The organism is Saliniferula longa (assembly GCF_050789285.1).
Taxonomy (GTDB): Bacteria; Pseudomonadota; Alphaproteobacteria; order Rhodobacterales; family Rhodobacteraceae; genus CAVPWP01.
In genome coordinates this window covers 649,238-667,500 of record NZ_JBOUVX010000002.1, presented here as the reverse complement: position 1 = coordinate 667,500, position 18,263 = coordinate 649,238, and the positions used below count along the sequence as shown (strand labels likewise).

The window sequence follows — 18,263 nt, the reverse complement described above, 5'->3', positions numbered from 1 at the left end:
TGCGTTCAACCCCGCGCCCTGCTTGGAACTGGGGCGCGCGGATCACGCCCGCGGGGCCCACGGTAACCTTATCGTGAGTGGAAAGCTTAAGCGGGCACGGCTTAGCCCGAGTTCCGTCTCCGTCAAGTGCGACACGCGGAAATCCCCGATGATCCGGCAGTGCGTCGGCTGCGTTTAACCCCCCGATGCCGATAACACGGCATTCACTGAAAGCCATCGAAAGGGACTAACATGATCCGCAGAACTTTCATCGCCCTCACGGCCGCCACCGCCCTCGGCAGCGCCGCGTTCGCCATGAGCCACTCGAAGGACATCGTGGACACCGCCGTTGAGGCCGGGTCGTTCACGACGCTCGTCGCCGCGGTGCAGGCCGCCGGCCTGGTTGATACGCTGAAGGGCGAAGGCCCGTTCACCGTGTTCGCGCCGACCGACGAAGCCTTCGCCGCGCTGCCGGAAGGCACCGTCGAATCGCTGCTCCTCCCCGAGAACCGCGACCAGCTCGTCGCGATCCTCACCTACCACGTCGTGCCGGGCAAAGTGATGTCGGGTGACCTGACGAACGGCATGGAAGCCGCCACCGTCCAGGGTGCCAACGTGACGATCATGACCGAAGGCGGCGTGAAGGTGAACGAAGCCAACGTCGTGTCGGCCGATATCGAAGCCTCGAACGGCGTGATCCACGTCATCGACGCCGTGATCCTCCCGCCGGAGTCGTAAGACCCGGCCGAAAGGCACACCGATGGGCCGGGGCGGGCATTGCGGTCCGCCCCGGACCCACGCACACTGCCCTCCACAGATGCTGGAGGGACACATGAGACGTCGTGCGCTGCTGGCTGGAACGGCCGCCCTGGGATCAACCCTTCTTCTTTCGGCATGCTCGGTCGGACGCGCCGGCAACACCATAATCGACATCGCCCGCGCAACGCCCGATCTGTCAACGTTCGTATCGGCGATCGAAGCAGTGGGTCTTGCCGAGACGCTTGACGGCCCGGGGCCGTTCACGGTGTTCGCGCCGACGAACGCGGCCTTCGCCGCGCTGCCCGACGGCCAGCTCGCGGCCCTTCTGCAGCCCGAGAACCGACGGCAGCTTATCAACCTTCTGACCTATCATGCCTTGGCGGGCGCCAATCCCTCGGCCCAGTTCGCTGGCACTCGGCGCAACGTGCCGACCCTTCAGGGCCAGACCGTGCTCGTCGACGGCACGGGCGGAACCGTGCGCGTGAACGACGCGACTGTTGTCCGCGCCGACATCGTCGCCTCGAACGGGATCCTTCACATCGTCAACCGGGTGATCCTGCCCGCGTGATGCGGCATTCCCTGCCCCTGCCCACTTTCCCCCGCGGCGCACGCAACATATAGTGTCCGAAACCGGCGCACGGCCGGGCAAGGCCGAACAAGGCGGGGGCAGTCAGTGGCGCATATCATCGTCGTCGGCAACGAAAAGGGCGGCAGCGGCAAGTCGACGACGGCCATGCATGTGGCCACCGCGCTTGTGCGGATGGGGCACAAGGTCGGGGTGCTTGACCTCGACCTGCGCCAGCGCAGCTTTGCCCGCTACGTCGAGAACCGCCAGAAGTTCATTGCCAAGCACGGCATTCTGCTTCCCTGCCCCGCCTTCCGCGACCTGCCCGAAGTCGCGCCCGATGCGCTACGTCCTGGTGAGAACATCTATGACCATCGGCTGAGCCAGGCGGTGATCGGGATGGAGGAAGAGGCCGATTTCATCCTGATCGACTGCCCCGGCTCGCATACACGGCTCAGCCAGGTGGCGCATACGCTCGCCGACACGTTGATCACGCCGCTGAACGACAGCTTCATCGACTTTGATCTGCTGGCCCGGATCGACGCGGATTCGAACCGCGTTCTTGGCCCGTCGATCTATTCCGAGATGGTCTGGAACGCGCGGCAGTTGCGGGCGAAGGCCGGCCTCAAGCCCATCGACTGGGTCGTCGTGCGCAACCGCACCGGACCCCAGCAGATGCACAACAAGAAGAAGATCGCCGACGCCGTGCAAGCGCTGTCGAAACGCATCGGGTTTCGTGTGGCGCCCGGCTTCAGCGAGCGTGTCATCTTCCGCGAGCTTTTCCCGCGCGGCCTGACGCTGCTTGATCTCCGCGACATCGGGGTCGTCAAGCTGAACCTGTCGAACGTGGCGGCGCGGCAGGAACTGCGCGAACTCATGCGCGAGCTGCGCCTGCCCGGGGTCAGCGTCGAGTTCTGAACCTTTCGACCGACTCGAGGATCTTCCGCGTCGGACCCGGTTCTGTCTCGCGCGCATCGCGCGCCTGGGCGGCGGCATAGATCTCGTCCTGCGTCGGGATCGTCTGGAACCGGCTTTGCGCCTTTGCCGTTCTTCCCGGGCTCATGCGGCGATCCTGTTCGCCCGGAGGCCGGGGGGCCGGCGTTCTCGGGGCAAAGACATCGGCGCTGCGCACCGACAAAAGCATCGCGCCCAGACCAAGCACGATGCCCCCCCAGAAAAGGGTTCGCTGCAGGCCCGACGACGGCGGCTGCGCAAGGGCCGTAAGCCGTCCGTCGACATAGGGCGACACGGCGATGAAATCGTTGGCGATGGCGAGATTGCGCGCCGCCATGGCGCCCTTCACGACCAGGGCCATGTCACCCGGGGCGACACGTTCGCCGTTGATCTCGACGGCCGAGCCATGGCTGCCGGGCCCGAAACTGCGCGCGACAAGGGACGCCGGGTCGATGTCGCCCTCGGGGGTCGGAAGATCCGCCCAGTGCAGGATGATGCCCAGCGCCTCGGACCGCGTGCGTGTCAGGCTTTCCGGGTCGGGCCGCGGGGCCGGCCGCATCGACCCCAGGGTTCCGTCGTCGGCAAGACGCCGCGCGATTGCCTCGCGCCCTCGGTCGCTGACGGGGAAGAGAGGATAGATCACCGCCGTCTGACGACTGTCCTCCGGGCCAAGGGTCACGACGATCGGATCGCCCAGATCGGCCTCCGCGCGAAGCAGCACTTCGCGCGCGGGCCCGACGTGGCGGGCAGGCTCGAAGCCCTGGATCTCGGCCACGGGCGGCGGACCCTGCCGAAGCGCAAGGGCGCGGTCGGCGGTGCGCTGCGCGTCGATGTAGTCCACGACAAAGCTTCCCGCGATCGAGATCGCCGCGGCCGCCAGCCACAAATGCGGGCTGAGCACCACTTTCTGAAGCACCTGTCGTACCATCACCAACAATCGACCTGCTCTGCCGTCTTCGACGGGTTTCACTTGAGCATGGAATGCCAGTCCAAAAGGGCAGCATCATGGCAGAGAGCGGCCAATTTTTCAGAAGCTTGCGTCAGATCTTGGCAGTGGTGCGGGATCAGGTGCCGACCTGCAGTTCTCCGGTCCCGGCCCCTTCGGCGAGGATCGCCTCGAGCGGATCATGCTCGGCCACGAAATGCCCCGGCCGCACCTCGCGCACGATGGGAACGTGATCAAGCCGTCCCGCCCGCCGGACCGACGGCAGAAAGCGAAGCGCCGCCCCCGGATCGAAGGGCGACGGCAGTTCCCCTGGCAGCTTGATGCGCTGCCGCGTGCGTTCGGCCCGCGGATCGGGGATCGGCACGGCCGAAATCAGCGCCTGGGTATACGGATGTTCGGGACGCTCGTAGATCTCGTGGCTGTCGGCCAGTTCGACCATGCGTCCCAGATACAGCACCATGATCCGGTGCGAGATTTCCCGCACCACCGACAGGTCGTGGCTGATGAACAGCATCGACAGACCGAAATCGGCCTGAAGGGCCTTCAGCAACTCGACGATCTGCGCCTGGATCGACACGTCAAGCGCCGATACAGCCTCGTCGCAGATGATCAGCTTGGGGCTGTTGATCATCGCCCGGGCGATGCCCACGCGCTGATTCTGCCCGCCCGAAAGCTCGTGCGGATAGCGGTTGATCATCCGCTGGTCGAGACCGACTTTCTCCATCATCTCGGCCACGCGCAGCTTGCGGTCGCGCGACGAAAGGCCCGGCTGGAACACGCGCAAGGGCTCGGCGATCGATTCCGAGATCGTCATGCGTGGATTGAGGCTGGCAAGGGGGTCCTGAAAGACGATCTGCAGGTCCTTGCGGTGCGGCACCATCTGCCGGCGCGGCAGGTTCGCGATCTCGCGCCCAAGCCATGTCACCGACCCTGCGGTTGGCGGAACAAGCTGCAGCACCGCGCGCGCCAGCGTCGACTTCCCGCACCCGGATTCGCCCACGATCCCCAGCGTCTCGCCCCGCTGCAGGTCGAAGCTGACCCCGTCGACCGCGCGCAGCATCAGTTTCTTCGAAAAAAGCCCCGCCGATTCCTTAACGGGGAAATGCACCTTGACGTCGCGCACCTGAAGGAACGGACCGTCGCCAACGTGATCGGCGGCGCGCGGGCGCAGCACCGGCCCGGGCTGGTCGATCCTCGGCATCGCGTCAAGAAGCATCCGGGTGTAGGGATGTTTCGGCGCATGGAAGATCTGGTCGATCCCGCCGCTTTCGACGAAGACGCCGTTCCGCATCACCTCGACCCGGTCGCACATCCGGGCCACCACGCCCATGTCGTGGGTGATCAGCGCCACGGCCGCGCCCGTTTCCGTCTGCAGGGATGCGATCAGGTCAAGGATCTCGGCCTGCACGGTCACGTCCAGCGCGGTCGTCGGTTCGTCCGCGATCAGAAGGCGCGGTTCGCACAGCATCGCCATCGCGATCATCACGCGCTGGCGCATGCCGCCCGACAGTTCGTGCGGATACTGGCGCAGGCGTCGCGCCGCCTCGGGGATGCGCACCCTCTCAAGCCAGTCAAGGCAGAGGCGCGTCGCCGCGTCACCGCCAAGACCCCTGTGCGCCTCGAGCACCTCGCGCATCTGCTCGCCGATCCGCATGTGCGGGGTCAGCGCCGTCAGCGGATCCTGGAAGATCATCGTCATCTTCGAGCCACGGATCCGGTTCGACTGCTCGGTCGTCAGATCGAGAAGGGACTGCCCTTCGAAACTGGCGGTCCCGCTGGTGCGGCCGTTCTTCGCCAGAAGTCCCATTGCCGCAAGGAAGGTCTGGCTTTTGCCCGACCCGGATTCGCCCACGATACCAAGGCATTCGCCGGCCGCGACCGACAGCGACACGCCATCCACCGCGCGCACAAGCCCATCGCTCGTGTCGAACTCGACCGTCAGATCGCGAATGTCGAGAACGCCCATCTCAGCGATCCTTCGGATCAAGCGCGTCGCGCAATCCGTCCCCGATGAAGAAGAGGCTGATGATCGTCACGAGGAAGAAGAACAGCGGCACGAGAAGCTGCCAGATCGTGCCGTAGATGATCGTGCCCGCCCCTTCGGCGATCAGCCGACCAAGCGAGGTGTTGGGCTCCTGAACGCCCAGTCCCAGAAACGAGATGAAGCTTTCCACAAGGATCATCAGCGGCACCAGAAGCGTTGCATAGACCACGACGATGCCCAGAAGGTTCGGCACGATGTGGCGCAGCACGATGCGGAACCAGCCCAGCCCCGCGGCCTGTGCCGCCTCGACGAATTCACGATGCTTCAGCGACAGGGTCTGCCCGCGCACGATCCGCGCCATGTCGAGCCAGCTGATGATCCCTATGCCGACGAAGAGCATGAAGAAGGACCGCTCGAACATCACCATCAGAAGGATGATGATGAACATGTAGGGGATGGCGACCATGATATCGACGAAACGCATCATCGCGTTGTCGACCGCCCCGCCCACGAACCCCGCCACCGCACCGTAAAGCGTGCCGATCACCACCGCGACCAGCGCCCCGATGATGCCGACGACCAGCGACGTCCGTGTGGCCTGCACGGTGCGCGCGAAGAGGTCGCGCCCAAGATCGTCCAGTCCGAAGTAGTGCCCGTTGGCAATCGACGGCGCCCCCTGCCCGGCGATGTCGCCCATCAAGGCCCAGTCGATCTCTTCGTTCGACCACTGGGCGAAGAATGGCCCGACCAGAGTGAAAAGGACGACCAGACCCAGCGCCACGCTCGCCCCCACCGCCGCGCGGTTGCGCGCGAAGCGCTGCGCGGCGTTCTGCCAAAGCGACCGGCCCTTGATCTCTTCGCCTTCGGCCAGGCGCTCGATGATGCGTTCGTCGCGAATCCGTGTGTCGGTCATGGCCTAGTACCGGATCTTCGGATCAAGCCAGGCGTAGGTCACGTCGGCGACAAGGTTGAACAGGACGGTCAGCCCGCCGTACAGGATCGTGACCCCCAGCATCACGGCGTAGTCGCGGTTGAGCGCGGCGTTGACATAGGACAGCCCGATCCCGCCGGTCGAGAAGTAGAGGTCGATCACGACCGAGCCGGTGATCATGGCGACGAAGGCGGGACTGAGATAGCTGACCACGGGCAGCATCGCGGGCTTCATCGCGTGCCGCCACAGGATCGTGCGACCAGGCAGTCCCTTGGCGCGGGCGGTGCGGATGAAGTTCGACGTCAGCACCTCGAGCATCGACGATCGCGTGATCCGCGCGATCGAGGCCATATAGCTGGTCGACAGGGCGATCACCGGCATGACCACGTATTGCCACTGCCCGCCGTTCCAGCCGCCGCCGGGAAGCCAGCCAAGCTGCCAGGTGAAGATGATGACAAGGATCGGCGCCATCACGAAGTTCGGCAGCGCCTGAGCGGAAAAGGTGGCGCCAACGGCGATATAGTCGAGAAGCGTGTTGTGCCGGACGGCCGCCAGCACGCCCAGAGAGATCCCGACCAGCGTCGCGATCACGAACGAGATCGTCCCGTAGGTCAGCGTGACCGGGAACCCCTGCGCGATGATGTCGTTGACGTCGCGATCCTTGTAGATGAACGACGGCCCGAAATCGAAGCGCAGGACGATGTTGGCGAGATAGTCCCACATCTGCTTCCACAGCGGCTGGTCAAGGCCGTAGCGCGCCTCGATGTTCGCCAGAACCTGCGGCGGCAGCGGCCGCTCCGAGGTAAAGGGACCCCCGGGTGCAGCGTGCATCAGCAGAAAGCAGATGACGATCAGCACCAGCAGGGTCGGAATGGCGACAAGCATCCGCCGCGCGATGTAGTTGAGCATCGAGATGTCCCAAGAGGGCCGCCGCCGAATTTGGCTTCGGCGGCGGCAACGGCAGGGTTGGCCCTGTTACTCGGCCGTCTTGTAGAGGTTCTTCGAGTACCAGTTCTGCTCGACGTTGTTGACGGGCCAGTTGCCCACGTCAGTGTCGAGCATGTAGACGCCCGCATAGTGATAGACCGGGATCACCGGCATGTCGGTGGCGATGATCTGTTCGACCTGCGTGTAAAGCGGCGTGGTGTCGGCCGCAGTCTTCGCCTCGGTCATCAGCGCGTCGACTTCCGCGTTCGAATACTTGCCGTCATTGTAGCCCGACGGCGTCGTCAGCAGGTCGAGGAAGGTCGAGGCCTCGTTGTAGTCCCCGCACCAGGCCCCGCGCGCCAGTTCGAAGTCCTGCGCGCTGCGGGTATCGAGGAAGGTCTTCCATTCCATGTTGGCCAGAGTGGCCTCGACGCCAAGCTTCTGCTTCCACATCTGGCTCATGGCCACGGCGATCTTCTCGTGGTCGTCCGAAGTGTTGTAGATCATCTGGAACGTCAGCGGGTTGTCGGGGCCAAAGCCCGCCTCGGCCATAAGCTCCTTCGCCTTCGCGTCGCGGTCGGCCTGGCTCATTCCCGCCATCTCGGTCTGCGGTGGCGCGAAACCGGCGACGGCGGCCGGCGTAAAGGTGTAGGCTTCGGGCTGACCGCCGGCGAGCACGTTCTCGGTGATGATCTCGCGGTCCACCGCCAGCGCCAGCGCCTGGCGGACACGCACGTCCTTGAAGGCTTCGGGGCCGGACTCGCTCAGGTTGAAGGTGTAGTAGTAGTTGCACAGCCGCGGGAAGCTGACCGCCTCGTCGGGGTGTTCGGTCATCATGCGGGGATACTGGCCGGCCGGAATTTCGGTCCGGTCAAGTTCGCCGGCAAGATAGCGGGTCAGGGCCTGGTTCTCGTCGTTGATCACCAGCGCCACGACCTTGTCGATGATCGTGTTGTCGTTGTCCCAGTACATCGGATTGCGCTCGCGCACCGACCGTTCGGCGGGCACATGCTCGGTCAGGACATAGGCCCCGTTCGAGACGATGTTGCCGGGCTTCGTCCACTCGGCGCCGTGCGCCTCGACAGTTGCGCGATGCACAGGGAAGGTCGTGGCATGGGTCACCATCTGCGCAAAGTAGGGAAGCGGGGCCGACAGCCGCACCTCAAGCGTCCGGTCGTCTATGGCGGTCACGCCAAGATCGGTGATCGGCTTTTCGCCCGCGATGATCGCGGCGGCGTTCTCGATCGACATGAGTTCCATGAACCACGCGTAGGGCGAGGCAAGTGCGGGGTCGACGGCCCGCTGCCAGGCGTAGACGAAGTCGCCCGCGACGACGGGGTCGCCGTTCGACCATTTCGCGTTGTCGCGCAGCGTGAAGGTGTAGGTCTGCTTGTCGTCGCTGGCTTCCCAGCCCAGCGCGACGCCGGGCACCAGTTCGCCAAGCTCGTTCTGGTTCAGGAGGCCCTCGAAGAGGTCACGCACGATTTCCGATCCGGAGACGTCCTCGACCACCTGGGGGTCGACGGACGAATGCTCGTCCAGGACGCGGTAGGTGAAGGTCTGGTCGTCGGCAAGCGCTTCGCCGGTGACGGGATGTGTACCTGCCGCAAGAAGCGGCGAAGCAAGGAAGGTGCTGGCCAGAAGGACCGCTGCGGCCGTGCGCGAAAGCTGGATCATTGTTGTCTCCCTGTGGGGTCGTCGGTCCCCGGCGGGCAAGTTCAGCGCCCTCCGGCAGACACCGGTTGATACGCGAACTCTAGACCCGTGGCATCCGTCCAAGCAACTCACGCAAGCGCGTGTCGTAGCGTAAATCCGCGGACCGCGGCCAGACTTGCCTTCACGGCCCGGGGCACCCCGAGATGCCCCGGGACGCTTCAGATCCGTTTCACGATCCGGATCAGGACAAGAAGGATCACCGCGCCGATCGTGGCATGGACGATCGACCCGATCATCCCGCCGCCGGCGGCCCAGCCAAGCCGCGGCAGGATCACCCCGGCAAGCACCGCGCCCACCACGCCCACGACCATGTTCCCGAGAAGTCCGAACCCCTCGCCCTTGACCATCTGCCCCGCCAGCCATCCGGCCACGGCGCCGACGATCAGCATCGCCAGTATCGACCCAAGTCCCATGGCTGCTCCCCTTTCCCGCACTGCTTACTGACATCAGAGCACCCAACCGCCCCCGTCCGCAAGCGGGTATGGGCCTTTCGGCCTGTTCCCTGGTCGGTCTGGAAGCCCTTTGCGAAAACTGCGCCCCCGTCTATCGTTGGTGCATCGCTGGAGTATCACCATGATCGAAGGCATCTGCCACTGCGGCGCCGTCCGCTGGAGCTTCAAGGGCGACCCGGGATCGGCGACCGCCTGCAATTGCACGATCTGCCGCCGTTACGGCGCCCTCTGGATCTATGGATGGGAGGGTCACGGGGTCGAAACTTTCGGCGAAACCATGACCTATGTCCGGGGGGAAGGCATCGGCTTTCACTTCTGCCCATCCTGCGGTTGCGTGACCTGGTGGCGGGGGCTGCGTCCACGCCCCGACGGCCGCACACGTATCGCGGTGAACACCCGGATGGCCGAACCGGAAGCGGTCGCCCATCTGCCGATCCGGCATTTCGACGGACTCGATCGTTTCAAGGATCTGCCGCATGACGGGCACACCGTGCGCGACCTGTGGTTCTAGCCCGGATGCGCGCCGTGGTCCTGCTTGCGCTTCTTGCCGCCGGGCCGGCACAGGCCTGGGAATTCACGCCTTTTCCGGTCTGCACCCTGTTCCATGAAACGGCCGAGGCCCGCGTGTCCGTTACCCATGACCCGCGCCTTGCACTGCCCTATACCTTCGCGCTTGTCCTGACGGACACCTGGCCCGCCGGACCCGATTTCTCGATCCGCTTCGACGGTCCAAGGCCGCTGACCATCACCACCAACCGGCACGTCCTGTCGGACGGCGGGCGAACGCTGTCGGTGTCGGATGCGGGCTTCGGCAACGTGCTGACCGGGCTTGAGTTCAACGACACCGCCACCGCCCTGACCGCAGACCGCGCCGTGACCCTGCCGCTTGCCGGTGCCGCCGGCGAGGTGCAGAAGTTCCGGGCCTGCGCCGAGGCGGCATTGGCCTGATCCGCGGCCCCGTTCAGGGCCGGAGAGAGGACACGGGCGGGGTGCAGTCATAGCCTGAGCCATCGGGAAGTCGACAGAGGCGCGCGAAGAAGTCGTCGTCGATCATCCCGTATTCGGGCACCCTGTGGGTGGCGTCGGCACGGTCGAGATAGTCGCTGCAACTGGCCACGTAATAGCGTTCCCTCCGCCAGTCCGACGCGTACCACTGTTCGAACGCCGATCCCAATGCCTGGGCGACCGATCCGCCGGCTTCGCGCGCGGCGGCGTAGGCCGGGCCGATGTCGGCGTAATGCTCGAAGCCCAGAAACGCGTCCCAGACCGCCCCCTCGCCCGCCGCGCGCAGCTCCCAGGCGACATGGGCCAGAACGGCGTTCGCATCGGCTTCCATCGCGAAGGTGGCGCGCGCCACCTCTTCCATCGCCAACCCGTCCGAGGGGCAGATGCCCCGGCCGATCTGGTCAAGGTGCCGGACCTCGTGGATGAGGATCGCCAGGACCTCGGCCGGCTCGAGGCCGCGGTTGATCGCAATGACGTTCGCCCCAAGGTCGAAATGCCCCCGGGCACCGACCGATCGCGCGTCAAGGCAGATCTCGGGTCCGCGCGCCTCCAGCGCCGCGACCAACGAGGGATAGGCCGCCGCGGCATCCCGCAGCCGCCCCACGGCGTCCGCGATCACCTGCTGACCCGGTGTGACGGGATCGGAATAGGGCGGGCCCAGACAGTCCCGCGCCGGAAAGGTCTGCGCCGGCACCCGCACCGCGCCCCCCGCCGTCACCGCGACAGCCACGACGACACAAAGAGCTGCCGGCCGCGTCATCCCTCCGACTGGCTTCGCAGCCAGTCTGCGCGACTGACCGAGCAGCCGAGATCGCTGAGAAGCCCGTCCTTCAGCCCGTAGATCAGCCCATGCACCACCACCTCGGCGCCCCGGCTCCAGGCCCGATGCAGGATCGGCGTGGCCGCCACGGCGGCCACCCCCGCGATCACGTTCAGTTCGGCAAGACGGTTCTCGTGCGCCTCTTTCGTCAATCCGCGCAATTCTTCGCGATGGGTCCGTCCAAGCTGCCGGATCGGTTCAAGCCAGTGATCGGACAACGCGTGGCTCAACTCGGCCATGGCGGCCTTCACGCCGCCGCAGCCGTAGTGCCCGGTCACGATGACCTTGCGGATGCCCAGCATCTCGACCGCGTATTCCAGCGTCGACAGCAGGTTCATATCGGCGGAATGCACCACGTTGGCGACGTTGCGGTGCACGAAGATCTCGCCCGGGTCGAGGCCCGCGATCACGTTGGCGGGCACGCGGCTGTCGGAACAGCCGATCCAGAAGAATTCGGGCGTCTGCTGGTCCGCCAGGCGCCTGAAATACTCCGGCTCGGCGCGGTGACGTTCTGCCGCCCACTCGCGATTGCGCCTGAGAAGATCCTGAACCATCCGCGCCCTCCGTGTCAGCGACGCGATAACACGGCCGCCGCGCGCTTGGCGAGACCCGGCATCAGAAGTCGAACAACTCCTCGAGGAACCCGCCGCGCTTCTTCCGCCGGATGCCCCGATCGTCGTAGCCTCTGTCGTCACCCCCCCGGTCGTACCCGCCCCGGTCGTCAAAGCCGCGGTCGTCGGGGCGACGCGACGCAGCGGGTGGAGGTGGCGGTGGCGGGACTGCGGCCGGGGCACTGCGCTCGACGATCTTGTCAAGCTCCCCACGGTCAAGCCAGACGCCCCGGCACTGCGGGCAATAGTCGATCTCGACCCCCTGCCGTTCGGTCATCACAAGCTGGGTTCCGTCGATCGGGCAAAGCATGAGGACGTTCCTTTCATTCGGGTCCGCTCTTCAGATGGCCCCGCGCCCCCCGGAATCAAGCCGGGGCGCCCGGATCTCCCGGACGCCCCGCGCTGACCAACCCACTCGTTACCCCCACCCGGAAAATGATTAGGTCACTCTTGAATGCTTTCGAGGTAATAGGCGATCGAAAGAACCTCGCCCCGGACGGCGATTTCCGCCGCGTAGGGCCCAATTTCGGACAGCCGTGATTTGAACACCGCGCCATAGACCGGCATCGGCTGCTCATGCGCGCGCACACCGGTGCGCCCGTCGATGACGTGAATGACGTCGAGCATGGGGAAGACACCGTCGTTCCGCGCGTTGAGCTGGGTCAGGTCCGGGATCGGGATCGAGATCAGCTGCCCCAGCGGGCCAGCACCCTTCGCGTCGGCGCCATGGCATGTGGCGCAGTACTGCCCGAATGCCGCCTGGCCCGCGTCATCCGCCATGGCTGGCAAGGCCGCGAGACACAGCGCAAGGCTACCGAAAACCAGGTGTCGCATGTTCTCCTCCGTGCTGACATATCCACGTAGGGACATGGCAACACGGGATCGAAGCGGCGGCATTGACGACAGTCAACCGGCCCGAAGTCTAGCCGTGGTCGAAGCCCGATTTCAGGATGACCGGGACGACAAGGTCTTCCTCGTCGGTGAGATGCCTCTCGAGCATGAGATGGAACCGTCCGAGCAGGGTGTGAAAGTCACTCACCGCCTCGCGCGCGGCAGCCGCGTCGTTCTGGCGCGACAGCACGGCGTTCGCCCCGTGCGCGAAGGCGTCGAGGTGGCCATGCAGCGCATGGTGATCGGCGTCGAGGATTCCGAAGCCACGCTCGATCCGCCGGTCGATCGACATCAAATGCGGGAAATAGTGCACATCCTCGATCTGATGATGACCGTGCAGCTGGTTCAGGAAGAACCCGCCGAACCGTGACAGACGCGGGGCATAGCTGTCGATCCCGGCGCGGCCGTCGATCAGCGCCTCGGAGTCGGTCGTCAACTGCGCCAAAAGCTGGCGGAACATCAGGTGGCGTTCCAGCCAGAACTGGACCATCCCGCCGAAATTCGGATGACTTTCCCAGGCGTCGCGCGGAACCTCGTCCAGAAGCACGCGCAGGGCGTCCGGCAGACCCGTCCGGGTCTCAAGCGCAAGATCCACCCTCAGCCCCCCGGCTGCGTGACCGTAAGGCCCAGCACTCGCCAGCTTTGCATGCCTCCGCGGTAGTAGAAGATGCGCTCGGCCGGATAGCCCGCGTCGATCATCCGCCGGATTGCCTCGGGCGACTGCCCGCACCACAGGCCGTTGCAAAACATCGCGACTTTCCGCGCCTCGGCACACTCCCAGCCTTCGAAATCAAGCTCGCAGCCCAGTTCGCCCAGCCGGTCGGTCATCTCGGTATAGGGCATGTTTACCGCACCGGGGATGGTGCCACCCAGGTACCAGTCAGGCGTCCGGCTATCGACGACCGTCACCTCGGGGTCCTGGAGAAAGGCGATCAGTTCGAGTTCGCCGATGGTCGTGACGCCTTCGGCGGGGCTCATCGGCTGGATGCAGAAGTTGGGGCACGGGCGCGACGTCTTCGCCCATTCGCCCGTCACCACGTTCTCGACGTCCTGGATGCGGCTGATCTCGACGGGGCCTGATGGCGTCTCGACCGTCACACTTGCGATGCCGGGGGCGATGTTGACGCCGTCGGCAAAGGCCGGTCCGGCCGCAATGAGGGCGGCAATGGCCAGATATCGCATGTCTTCTCCTCCTTCAGACGTGTTTTCCCGCGGTCCATCCGGTGGCCCCGGCCAGCCGCGCCTCGCCCTTCGACAGGGGCAGATCCTCAAGCGCCGATCCCATCGAGTCGTTCCAGCGGTTGAGGAAACCGAAAAGCGCGACGACGCCCATGATCTCGACGATCGCCTCTGCGCTCCAGTGCGCCCTGAGCCGATCGCCGACCTCGGACGTGACCCCGTTGGGCACCTGCGTCGCGGCCTGCGCGAAGGCCAGCGCCGCCTTCTCGGCCTCGGTGAACTGCGGGCTGTCCTCGAAGTCGAAGACCCCCGCAAGACGATCTTCCGAGGCGCCGAAGCGTTCGGACGCAAGGATCATGTGCGCCTGGCAATAGAGGCAACCCGACGCGAAGGACGACACATAACCCAGAAGCCGCTTGAACTCGGGCGCGACGGTTCCGGTATCGCGCATCACCGCGACATTGAGGTTGGTGAAGGCGGCCGCGATCTCGGGCCGGTGCGCCATGGTGCGGACCGAATTCGGGATCACGCCCAGGGGACCCTTGAAGAACTGAACCGCCGCGCGCAGCGCAGGGTCCATGTCGTCTTCGGTCAGTGGCTCGACAAGCGCCATGGTGCCTTTCTCCGTCGCGGCGATCCGACCCATATGACCCGGCCCTCAGCCGCTGCGCAACCTCAGTCGAACACGGCCACGACCTCGACCATGACGGGCTCGAACGATCGGCACAGCGCCGTGATCCGGCGGTTGCGCACGCGCATCTCGTCGGTGCGCAGCATGGCCTGAAAATCCTCGCGCCGGCGCCACTGCGAATAGTTGGCGATCCGCGTGCGCGCATCGTTCACATGCAGCGCGGCCGAGACGAAGCCCGGCTGGTTCGAGATGACGTTGGCGTAGGCGTCGCGCAACTCGTCCAGCAGATCGTCGCAAGTGCCGGGCGTCACCTCGAAGGTCGTCAGCACGGTCTGGATGTCCGCGCCAGGCGTGATCATCGGCATCGGCGGCCCTCCCTGTTGGCCACCCTAGCATGGATGGCCATGGGCCGCCTACCGCACGACATGCACGGCGCAGCGCGCATGGCGCACGACCCGCGCCGCGGTCGAGCCCAGGAAGTAATCCGCCAGCCCCGGCTTGTGCGACGCCACCACGATGCAGTCCACGCCATTTTCGTCGGCGAACGCAACGATGGCGCGCCCCGGATGCCCGGTGATGACCACCGGCTTGATGTCATCGTTCCCCTCAAGCTCGTCGCGAAGCGCGGCCATCACGTCGATCGAGGTCCGTTCGATCTGCCCCTCGGGCAACTCGTTCGCGATGAAGGCCGGCACGGGCTCTAGCACCGTCAGAGCGGTGATCTGCGCCCCCTTGTCGGCCAGCAGCCGGGCGGCCGCCAGCGCCGTCTTCGTTCCTTCGCCATGCTCGATCGCGATCGGCACAAGCACATGTCTGTACATCCCGGACCCTCCCTGTCTTCGGGACGAGCCAAGCAGAGTCTGCGGCGCTGCGCCTTGATTTGGGTCAGGAAGCCGCCAGGGATCTTGGCAAGGGGCCCGTGCTGCGCCACCTTCGGCCCACCATGGCTGAAACGTCCCCGATCCGCCCCACTGACGACGAGGCCCGCGCGCTGGCTCGCCGCCTTCTTGACGGCGCGCGATTCGGGGCCCTCGGCGTCCGCGATCCCGAAACCGGCGCGCCCGTGGTCACCCGCATCGCGGTGGCGACCACGCCCGACGGCGCACCGCTCACGCTGATCTCGGACCTGTCGCAGCACACCCGCGCGCTTCGGGCCGATCCCGCCTGTTCGCTTCTGGTGGGAGAGCCGGGGCCGAAGGGCGATCCGCTGACCCATCCCCGCCTGACGATCCAGGCGCACGCGGCCTTCATCGACCGCCGTGGCCCCGGTCAGGCCGCCCTTCGCGCGCACTACCTTGCGCAACAGCCGAAGGCGAAGCTCTACATCGACTTCGGGGATTTCTCGCTTGTCCGGCTGATGCCCACAGGCGCCTATCTGAACGGCGGGTTCGGCAAGGCCTTCGTGCTGACGCCCGAAGACCTTGCCAAAGGCTGACCATCCGAGGCAGGCGCCGTCGGTCAGATCGGCCGGTCGACGCGCGCCGTGACGTGGACCCGCCCGGACAGCGCCTGCGGCCAGGTCAGACGGACAAGATTGTTCCCCGCGCCATCCAGCGTGGTGACGTAGGGCGTCGCGAAGACGGTCTGCCCGCTGCCATTGCGCAACGGCCCTTCGATAACCAGGGCGGTCACCTCGCGCGACCAGCCACCGAAAGGCAGGTAGCCGCTGACATCCAGGACCCAGTTCGTCGCCGCCCCAGACTGGTTGAATTCGAGTGTGACGGGGTTGATCGTGTTCTGGCCGATCCCGTTGAACGTGTTGCCCGAGAATTCGACATTCCGGGTGCGCGAAAAATCGAGCCCCGCAATGCTCGAATCCACCCGCTCGATCCGCGTGGTTGTGCCATTGAGCGACTTGAACGTGTTTCCGGTGACCGACAGCCCCTGGATGAAGTGTCCCGCGCCATAGGGTTTGACGACGAACCAGGAAAACCAGGGGGCGGCATCGTTGACGGTGAAAATATTGCCGGTCACCGTCAGTCCGCCGAACGAGAACTCGGCTCCCATTGCGGGCGTCGCGTCGTGTTCGTTGGTCCATTCGATGAAGGAGTTGTCGATGTAATTGCCGGTGACCACGGACTTCACGTTGGTTTCGGTGAAAACCAGGCCCGCGACCCGTGGCCCGTCGGTGACGTTGTCGCCCTGGAACCAGTGGTTGCCGACGATCAGGTGGCCGTTGCCATGAAGCACCATCGTCGTGCCCAAGCGCTGAAATCGGTTGTCGCGGATCTTGGCGTCGTTGGCGTTGACGTTGAAGCCGATCGACTCGCGCTCGGTCGCCGGGGTCTGCTGCTCGTCCGAGGTGAAGTGGCAGCGGTCGATCTGAAGGTCCTGACAGCCGATCCCGATCGAGGTGATGCCGCGGTAGCGCGGCTTCGTGATGTGGCAGTCCCTGACGTGGAAGGTGTTGCCGTCGGGGGCAAGAAGGATGCCCGAGGCCGCGCCCTGACATTGAAAATCGATGTCGGTCAGCGTCAGTTTCGACAGCTTCGAGAAGCCCGAGAAATCCAGCGCGTACTTGAACCTGCGAAAGGTATAAACTTGGCTGGCCGCGGGCCCGAAAAGCTGCTGACTCAGATCGATCGTGCCGGCAGCGATGTCCTTCGACCGCACGTAGACCTCGCGCCCGACGCCAGGGCCCTCGACCAGGGCGCCGACGGGGATGTTCGCGACGTTCGCGACTGCGGTCAGGCGCAGCGGATCGGCCGTGCTGTAGCTGGCCTGGCTGGCATGAACCTCCGTGTCCCACCCCGCGCCGGGAAGACAATTGAACTGCCCATTCCGGATCACGCGGCGGATCTCATAGATATCCTCGGTGGCGACCGCCGCCTGCATGTCGATCGGCGCCACCAGTTCGATTCGCCGCCCGCCAAGGTCGAGGCTTTCGTGATCGCTGAAGTTCAGCAGCGCCTGAAAGGCCTTCCGGAAGGCCAGGACCTCGTCTCCGAAGGCGTCGATATAGGTGGGAAGCCGGAAGTTCTGGCGCAGGATCAGCCGCTTGTCCTCCGGCATCGTCACCCGCCCTTCGAAACGGACGGCGTTCTCGAAGGTCACGTGATCGGCCAGAAGGAAAATGCCTTCGGACACCAGCACCTGCCGGCCATTGGCGGCGGCATCGGCGGCCTCGAAGGCGGCGCTGTCGTCGGTCACTCCGTCGCCCGCCGCGCCGTAGTCCTTGACGTCGACCCAGTCCATCATCTTGCGGTGGAAGACGGCGGTCACGTCCTCGATCACGATGTCGTCGATCCGGACTGCGCCGCCATTGGGCCCGGTCAGGTCAAGACCGAAATGGCCGTAAAGCACCTCTGGCGTCCATTGAAGATCGACGCCCGTGCGCGCCCCGGTTCCGACGATGGCGCTGACCTCGACGACCTGGCCATAGGCGGCCAGTGCGACCGAGGGTCCGGCCAGTGGCACACCGGTCACTGCGGCGCCACCTGCGCCTCCGGCCCAGCCGGCGATGCGCACCGAGGGCATGTTGCCCGAAAGCGCCTTCACCCGGGCACGGATGCGCAGGTAGCAGCCCGGAAGGATCGGCGTCTCGCCAGTCCAGCGCAGCCGCTGGATACCCTCGGTCTTGACGATCTCGATGGCGCCGCCGAAGTCCTGATCCGCCGGCACGAACGCCGCGTCCGGCGCGTCGGCATAGGTGGCGGATCCCGGCGTTCCGTCCTCGCGCGACCAGACGGCAAGCCCGGTCGCAAAGGCCGGCGGCATCAGCTCCAGCCCGTCGGTGATGGCCTTGTTCATCGAAATTCCTTCCTTCTCGCCGACACCGACCGCGGCGCGCAGCCGGAAAGGGGCCGAAGCCCCCGCCGCAGCGGCTGCACTGTCGGAAATCATGCCGCGGGCACGCCCGTCGCGCCCGGCGCGGAAAGAAGTATCAAGCGATCGTTAACGATGGGCTTGCAAG

General features: G+C 65.7%; 22 protein-coding genes. 6 read left to right on the top strand and 16 right to left on the bottom strand.

What is annotated here, in order from left to right; translation table 11 throughout:
* Positions 1 to 231 precede the first annotated feature (231 nt).
* The 3 genes from ACRDNQ_RS09825 (at position 232) to ACRDNQ_RS09815 (ending at position 2,221) form a co-directional block, all read left to right on the top strand.
* On the top strand, positions 232 to 717 hold the full coding sequence (locus ACRDNQ_RS09825) for a fasciclin domain-containing protein (RefSeq protein ID WP_431828473.1): 486 nt from the start codon (positions 232 to 234) through the stop codon (positions 715 to 717).
* A gap of 94 nt (positions 718 to 811) precedes the next feature.
* Positions 812 to 1,306, top strand: coding sequence for a fasciclin domain-containing protein (locus ACRDNQ_RS09820; protein WP_431828472.1), 495 nt, complete (start codon positions 812 to 814; stop codon positions 1,304 to 1,306).
* 105 nt (positions 1,307 to 1,411) lie between these two features.
* On the top strand, positions 1,412 to 2,221 hold the full coding sequence (locus tag ACRDNQ_RS09815) for a division plane positioning ATPase MipZ (RefSeq protein WP_431828471.1): 810 nt from the start codon (positions 1,412 to 1,414) through the stop codon (positions 2,219 to 2,221).
* On the opposite strand, the gene ACRDNQ_RS09810 is transcribed toward ACRDNQ_RS09815, so the two are convergent.
* The 6 genes from ACRDNQ_RS09810 to ACRDNQ_RS09785 all read right to left on the bottom strand — a co-directional run bounded on the left by ACRDNQ_RS09810 (position 2,205) and on the right by ACRDNQ_RS09785 (position 9,174).
* Positions 2,205 to 3,185: a hypothetical protein gene (locus tag ACRDNQ_RS09810; RefSeq protein WP_431828470.1), complete on the bottom strand. Its 981-nt coding sequence runs from the start codon at positions 3,183 to 3,185 to the stop codon at positions 2,205 to 2,207. The two genes, ACRDNQ_RS09815 and ACRDNQ_RS09810, sit on opposite strands and share 17 nt — an antisense overlap.
* A gap of 136 nt (positions 3,186 to 3,321) precedes the next feature.
* Positions 3,322 to 5,169: an ABC transporter ATP-binding protein gene (locus ACRDNQ_RS09805; RefSeq protein ID WP_431828469.1), complete on the bottom strand. Its 1,848-nt coding sequence runs from the start codon at positions 5,167 to 5,169 to the stop codon at positions 3,322 to 3,324.
* A gap of 1 nt (position 5,170) precedes the next feature.
* Positions 5,171 to 6,100: an ABC transporter permease subunit gene (locus ACRDNQ_RS09800; protein WP_431828468.1), complete on the bottom strand. Its 930-nt coding sequence runs from the start codon at positions 6,098 to 6,100 to the stop codon at positions 5,171 to 5,173.
* Positions 6,101 to 6,103: 3 nt separating this feature from the next.
* Complete coding sequence (gene oppB, locus ACRDNQ_RS09795) at positions 6,104 to 7,027, bottom strand: oligopeptide ABC transporter permease OppB (RefSeq protein ID WP_431828467.1); 924 nt, start codon at positions 7,025 to 7,027, stop codon at positions 6,104 to 6,106.
* Positions 7,028 to 7,093: 66 nt separating this feature from the next.
* The gene (locus ACRDNQ_RS09790; protein ID WP_431828466.1) at positions 7,094 to 8,722 is read right to left on the bottom strand and encodes a peptide ABC transporter substrate-binding protein; all 1,629 of its coding nucleotides are present in this window, start codon (positions 8,720 to 8,722) and stop codon (positions 7,094 to 7,096) included.
* A gap of 197 nt (positions 8,723 to 8,919) precedes the next feature.
* Positions 8,920 to 9,174, bottom strand: coding sequence for a GlsB/YeaQ/YmgE family stress response membrane protein (locus ACRDNQ_RS09785; RefSeq protein WP_431828465.1), 255 nt, complete (start codon positions 9,172 to 9,174; stop codon positions 8,920 to 8,922).
* 160 nt (positions 9,175 to 9,334) lie between these two features.
* Here ACRDNQ_RS09785 and ACRDNQ_RS09780 point away from each other — a divergent pair, with 160 nt between their 5' ends.
* The gene (locus tag ACRDNQ_RS09780) at positions 9,335 to 9,724 is read left to right on the top strand and encodes a GFA family protein (RefSeq protein ID WP_431828464.1); all 390 of its coding nucleotides are present in this window, start codon (positions 9,335 to 9,337) and stop codon (positions 9,722 to 9,724) included.
* 5 nt (positions 9,725 to 9,729) lie between these two features.
* Complete coding sequence (locus ACRDNQ_RS09775) at positions 9,730 to 10,161, top strand: hypothetical protein (protein ID WP_431828463.1); 432 nt, start codon at positions 9,730 to 9,732, stop codon at positions 10,159 to 10,161.
* A 13-nt stretch (positions 10,162 to 10,174) separates the two neighbouring features.
* Here the strand turns inward: ACRDNQ_RS09775 and ACRDNQ_RS09770 are convergent, their stop codons facing one another.
* The 9 genes from ACRDNQ_RS09770 to ACRDNQ_RS09730 all read right to left on the bottom strand — a co-directional run bounded on the left by ACRDNQ_RS09770 (position 10,175) and on the right by ACRDNQ_RS09730 (position 15,171).
* Entirely contained in the window at positions 10,175 to 10,948 is a 774-nt protein-coding gene (locus ACRDNQ_RS09770; protein ID WP_431828462.1) for a DUF6782 family putative metallopeptidase, read from the bottom strand.
* 26 nt (positions 10,949 to 10,974) lie between these two features.
* Positions 10,975 to 11,592: a carbonic anhydrase gene (locus tag ACRDNQ_RS09765; protein WP_431828461.1), complete on the bottom strand. Its 618-nt coding sequence runs from the start codon at positions 11,590 to 11,592 to the stop codon at positions 10,975 to 10,977.
* A 61-nt stretch (positions 11,593 to 11,653) separates the two neighbouring features.
* Positions 11,654 to 11,959, bottom strand: coding sequence for a TFIIB-type zinc ribbon-containing protein (locus ACRDNQ_RS09760; RefSeq protein ID WP_431828460.1), 306 nt, complete (start codon positions 11,957 to 11,959; stop codon positions 11,654 to 11,656).
* Positions 11,960 to 12,093: 134 nt separating this feature from the next.
* On the bottom strand, positions 12,094 to 12,483 hold the full coding sequence (locus ACRDNQ_RS09755) for a c-type cytochrome (protein ID WP_431828459.1): 390 nt from the start codon (positions 12,481 to 12,483) through the stop codon (positions 12,094 to 12,096).
* Positions 12,484 to 12,571: 88 nt separating this feature from the next.
* Positions 12,572 to 13,135 (bottom strand): hemerythrin domain-containing protein, encoded by a 564-nt coding sequence (locus ACRDNQ_RS09750; RefSeq protein ID WP_431828458.1) that lies wholly within the window; start codon positions 13,133 to 13,135, stop codon positions 12,572 to 12,574.
* Between the two features lie 2 nt (positions 13,136 to 13,137).
* A complete protein-coding gene (locus tag ACRDNQ_RS09745) occupies positions 13,138 to 13,722 on the bottom strand; it encodes a rhodanese-like domain-containing protein (protein WP_431828457.1) in 585 nt (194 codons plus the stop codon).
* Positions 13,723 to 13,735: 13 nt separating this feature from the next.
* Positions 13,736 to 14,332: a carboxymuconolactone decarboxylase family protein gene (locus ACRDNQ_RS09740; RefSeq protein WP_431828456.1), complete on the bottom strand. Its 597-nt coding sequence runs from the start codon at positions 14,330 to 14,332 to the stop codon at positions 13,736 to 13,738.
* A gap of 62 nt (positions 14,333 to 14,394) precedes the next feature.
* The gene (locus ACRDNQ_RS09735) at positions 14,395 to 14,715 is read right to left on the bottom strand and encodes an antibiotic biosynthesis monooxygenase family protein (RefSeq protein ID WP_431828455.1); all 321 of its coding nucleotides are present in this window, start codon (positions 14,713 to 14,715) and stop codon (positions 14,395 to 14,397) included.
* Positions 14,716 to 14,763: 48 nt separating this feature from the next.
* Positions 14,764 to 15,171 (bottom strand): universal stress protein, encoded by a 408-nt coding sequence (locus tag ACRDNQ_RS09730; protein WP_431828454.1) that lies wholly within the window; start codon positions 15,169 to 15,171, stop codon positions 14,764 to 14,766.
* A gap of 122 nt (positions 15,172 to 15,293) precedes the next feature.
* Between ACRDNQ_RS09730 and ACRDNQ_RS09725 the strand changes: the two genes are divergently transcribed.
* Positions 15,294 to 15,785, top strand: a complete 492-nt coding sequence (locus ACRDNQ_RS09725; protein ID WP_431828453.1) for a HugZ family pyridoxamine 5'-phosphate oxidase — start codon at positions 15,294 to 15,296, stop codon at positions 15,783 to 15,785.
* Between the two features lie 23 nt (positions 15,786 to 15,808).
* On the opposite strand, the gene ACRDNQ_RS09720 is transcribed toward ACRDNQ_RS09725, so the two are convergent.
* The gene (locus ACRDNQ_RS09720) at positions 15,809 to 18,100 is read right to left on the bottom strand and encodes a glycosyl hydrolase family 28-related protein (protein WP_431828452.1); all 2,292 of its coding nucleotides are present in this window, start codon (positions 18,098 to 18,100) and stop codon (positions 15,809 to 15,811) included.
* Between the last annotated feature and the right edge of the window lie 163 nt (positions 18,101 to 18,263).

Bases quoted from the DNA above. Each gene is read 5' to 3' on its own strand.
- ACRDNQ_RS09825 (WP_431828473.1), top strand. From the start codon at position 232: ATGATCCGCAGAACTTTCATCGCCCTCACGGCCGCCACCGCCCTCGGC.
- ACRDNQ_RS09820 (WP_431828472.1), top strand. From the start codon at position 812: ATGAGACGTCGTGCGCTGCTGGCTGGAACGGCCGCCCTGGGATCAACC.
- ACRDNQ_RS09810 (WP_431828470.1), bottom strand. From the start codon at position 3,185: ATGGTACGACAGGTGCTTCAGAAAGTGGTGCTCAGCCCGCATTTGTGG.
- ACRDNQ_RS09805 (WP_431828469.1), bottom strand. From the start codon at position 5,169: ATGGGCGTTCTCGACATTCGCGATCTGACGGTCGAGTTCGACACGAGC.
- ACRDNQ_RS09800 (WP_431828468.1), bottom strand. From the start codon at position 6,100: ATGACCGACACACGGATTCGCGACGAACGCATCATCGAGCGCCTGGCC.
- oppB (WP_431828467.1), bottom strand. From the start codon at position 7,027: ATGCTCAACTACATCGCGCGGCGGATGCTTGTCGCCATTCCGACCCTG.
- ACRDNQ_RS09790 (WP_431828466.1), bottom strand. From the start codon at position 8,722: ATGATCCAGCTTTCGCGCACGGCCGCAGCGGTCCTTCTGGCCAGCACC.
- ACRDNQ_RS09785 (WP_431828465.1), bottom strand. From the start codon at position 9,174: ATGGGACTTGGGTCGATACTGGCGATGCTGATCGTCGGCGCCGTGGCC.
- ACRDNQ_RS09780 (WP_431828464.1), top strand. From the start codon at position 9,335: ATGATCGAAGGCATCTGCCACTGCGGCGCCGTCCGCTGGAGCTTCAAG.
- ACRDNQ_RS09775 (WP_431828463.1), top strand. From the start codon at position 9,730: ATGCGCGCCGTGGTCCTGCTTGCGCTTCTTGCCGCCGGGCCGGCACAG.
- ACRDNQ_RS09765 (WP_431828461.1), bottom strand. From the start codon at position 11,592: ATGGTTCAGGATCTTCTCAGGCGCAATCGCGAGTGGGCGGCAGAACGT.
- ACRDNQ_RS09760 (WP_431828460.1), bottom strand. From the start codon at position 11,959: ATGCTTTGCCCGATCGACGGAACCCAGCTTGTGATGACCGAACGGCAG.
- ACRDNQ_RS09755 (WP_431828459.1), bottom strand. From the start codon at position 12,483: ATGCGACACCTGGTTTTCGGTAGCCTTGCGCTGTGTCTCGCGGCCTTG.
- ACRDNQ_RS09745 (WP_431828457.1), bottom strand. From the start codon at position 13,722: ATGCGATATCTGGCCATTGCCGCCCTCATTGCGGCCGGACCGGCCTTT.
- ACRDNQ_RS09740 (WP_431828456.1), bottom strand. From the start codon at position 14,332: ATGGCGCTTGTCGAGCCACTGACCGAAGACGACATGGACCCTGCGCTG.
- ACRDNQ_RS09735 (WP_431828455.1), bottom strand. From the start codon at position 14,715: ATGCCGATGATCACGCCTGGCGCGGACATCCAGACCGTGCTGACGACC.
- ACRDNQ_RS09730 (WP_431828454.1), bottom strand. From the start codon at position 15,171: ATGTACAGACATGTGCTTGTGCCGATCGCGATCGAGCATGGCGAAGGA.
- ACRDNQ_RS09725 (WP_431828453.1), top strand. From the start codon at position 15,294: ATGGCTGAAACGTCCCCGATCCGCCCCACTGACGACGAGGCCCGCGCG.
- ACRDNQ_RS09720 (WP_431828452.1), bottom strand. From the start codon at position 18,100: ATGAACAAGGCCATCACCGACGGGCTGGAGCTGATGCCGCCGGCCTTT.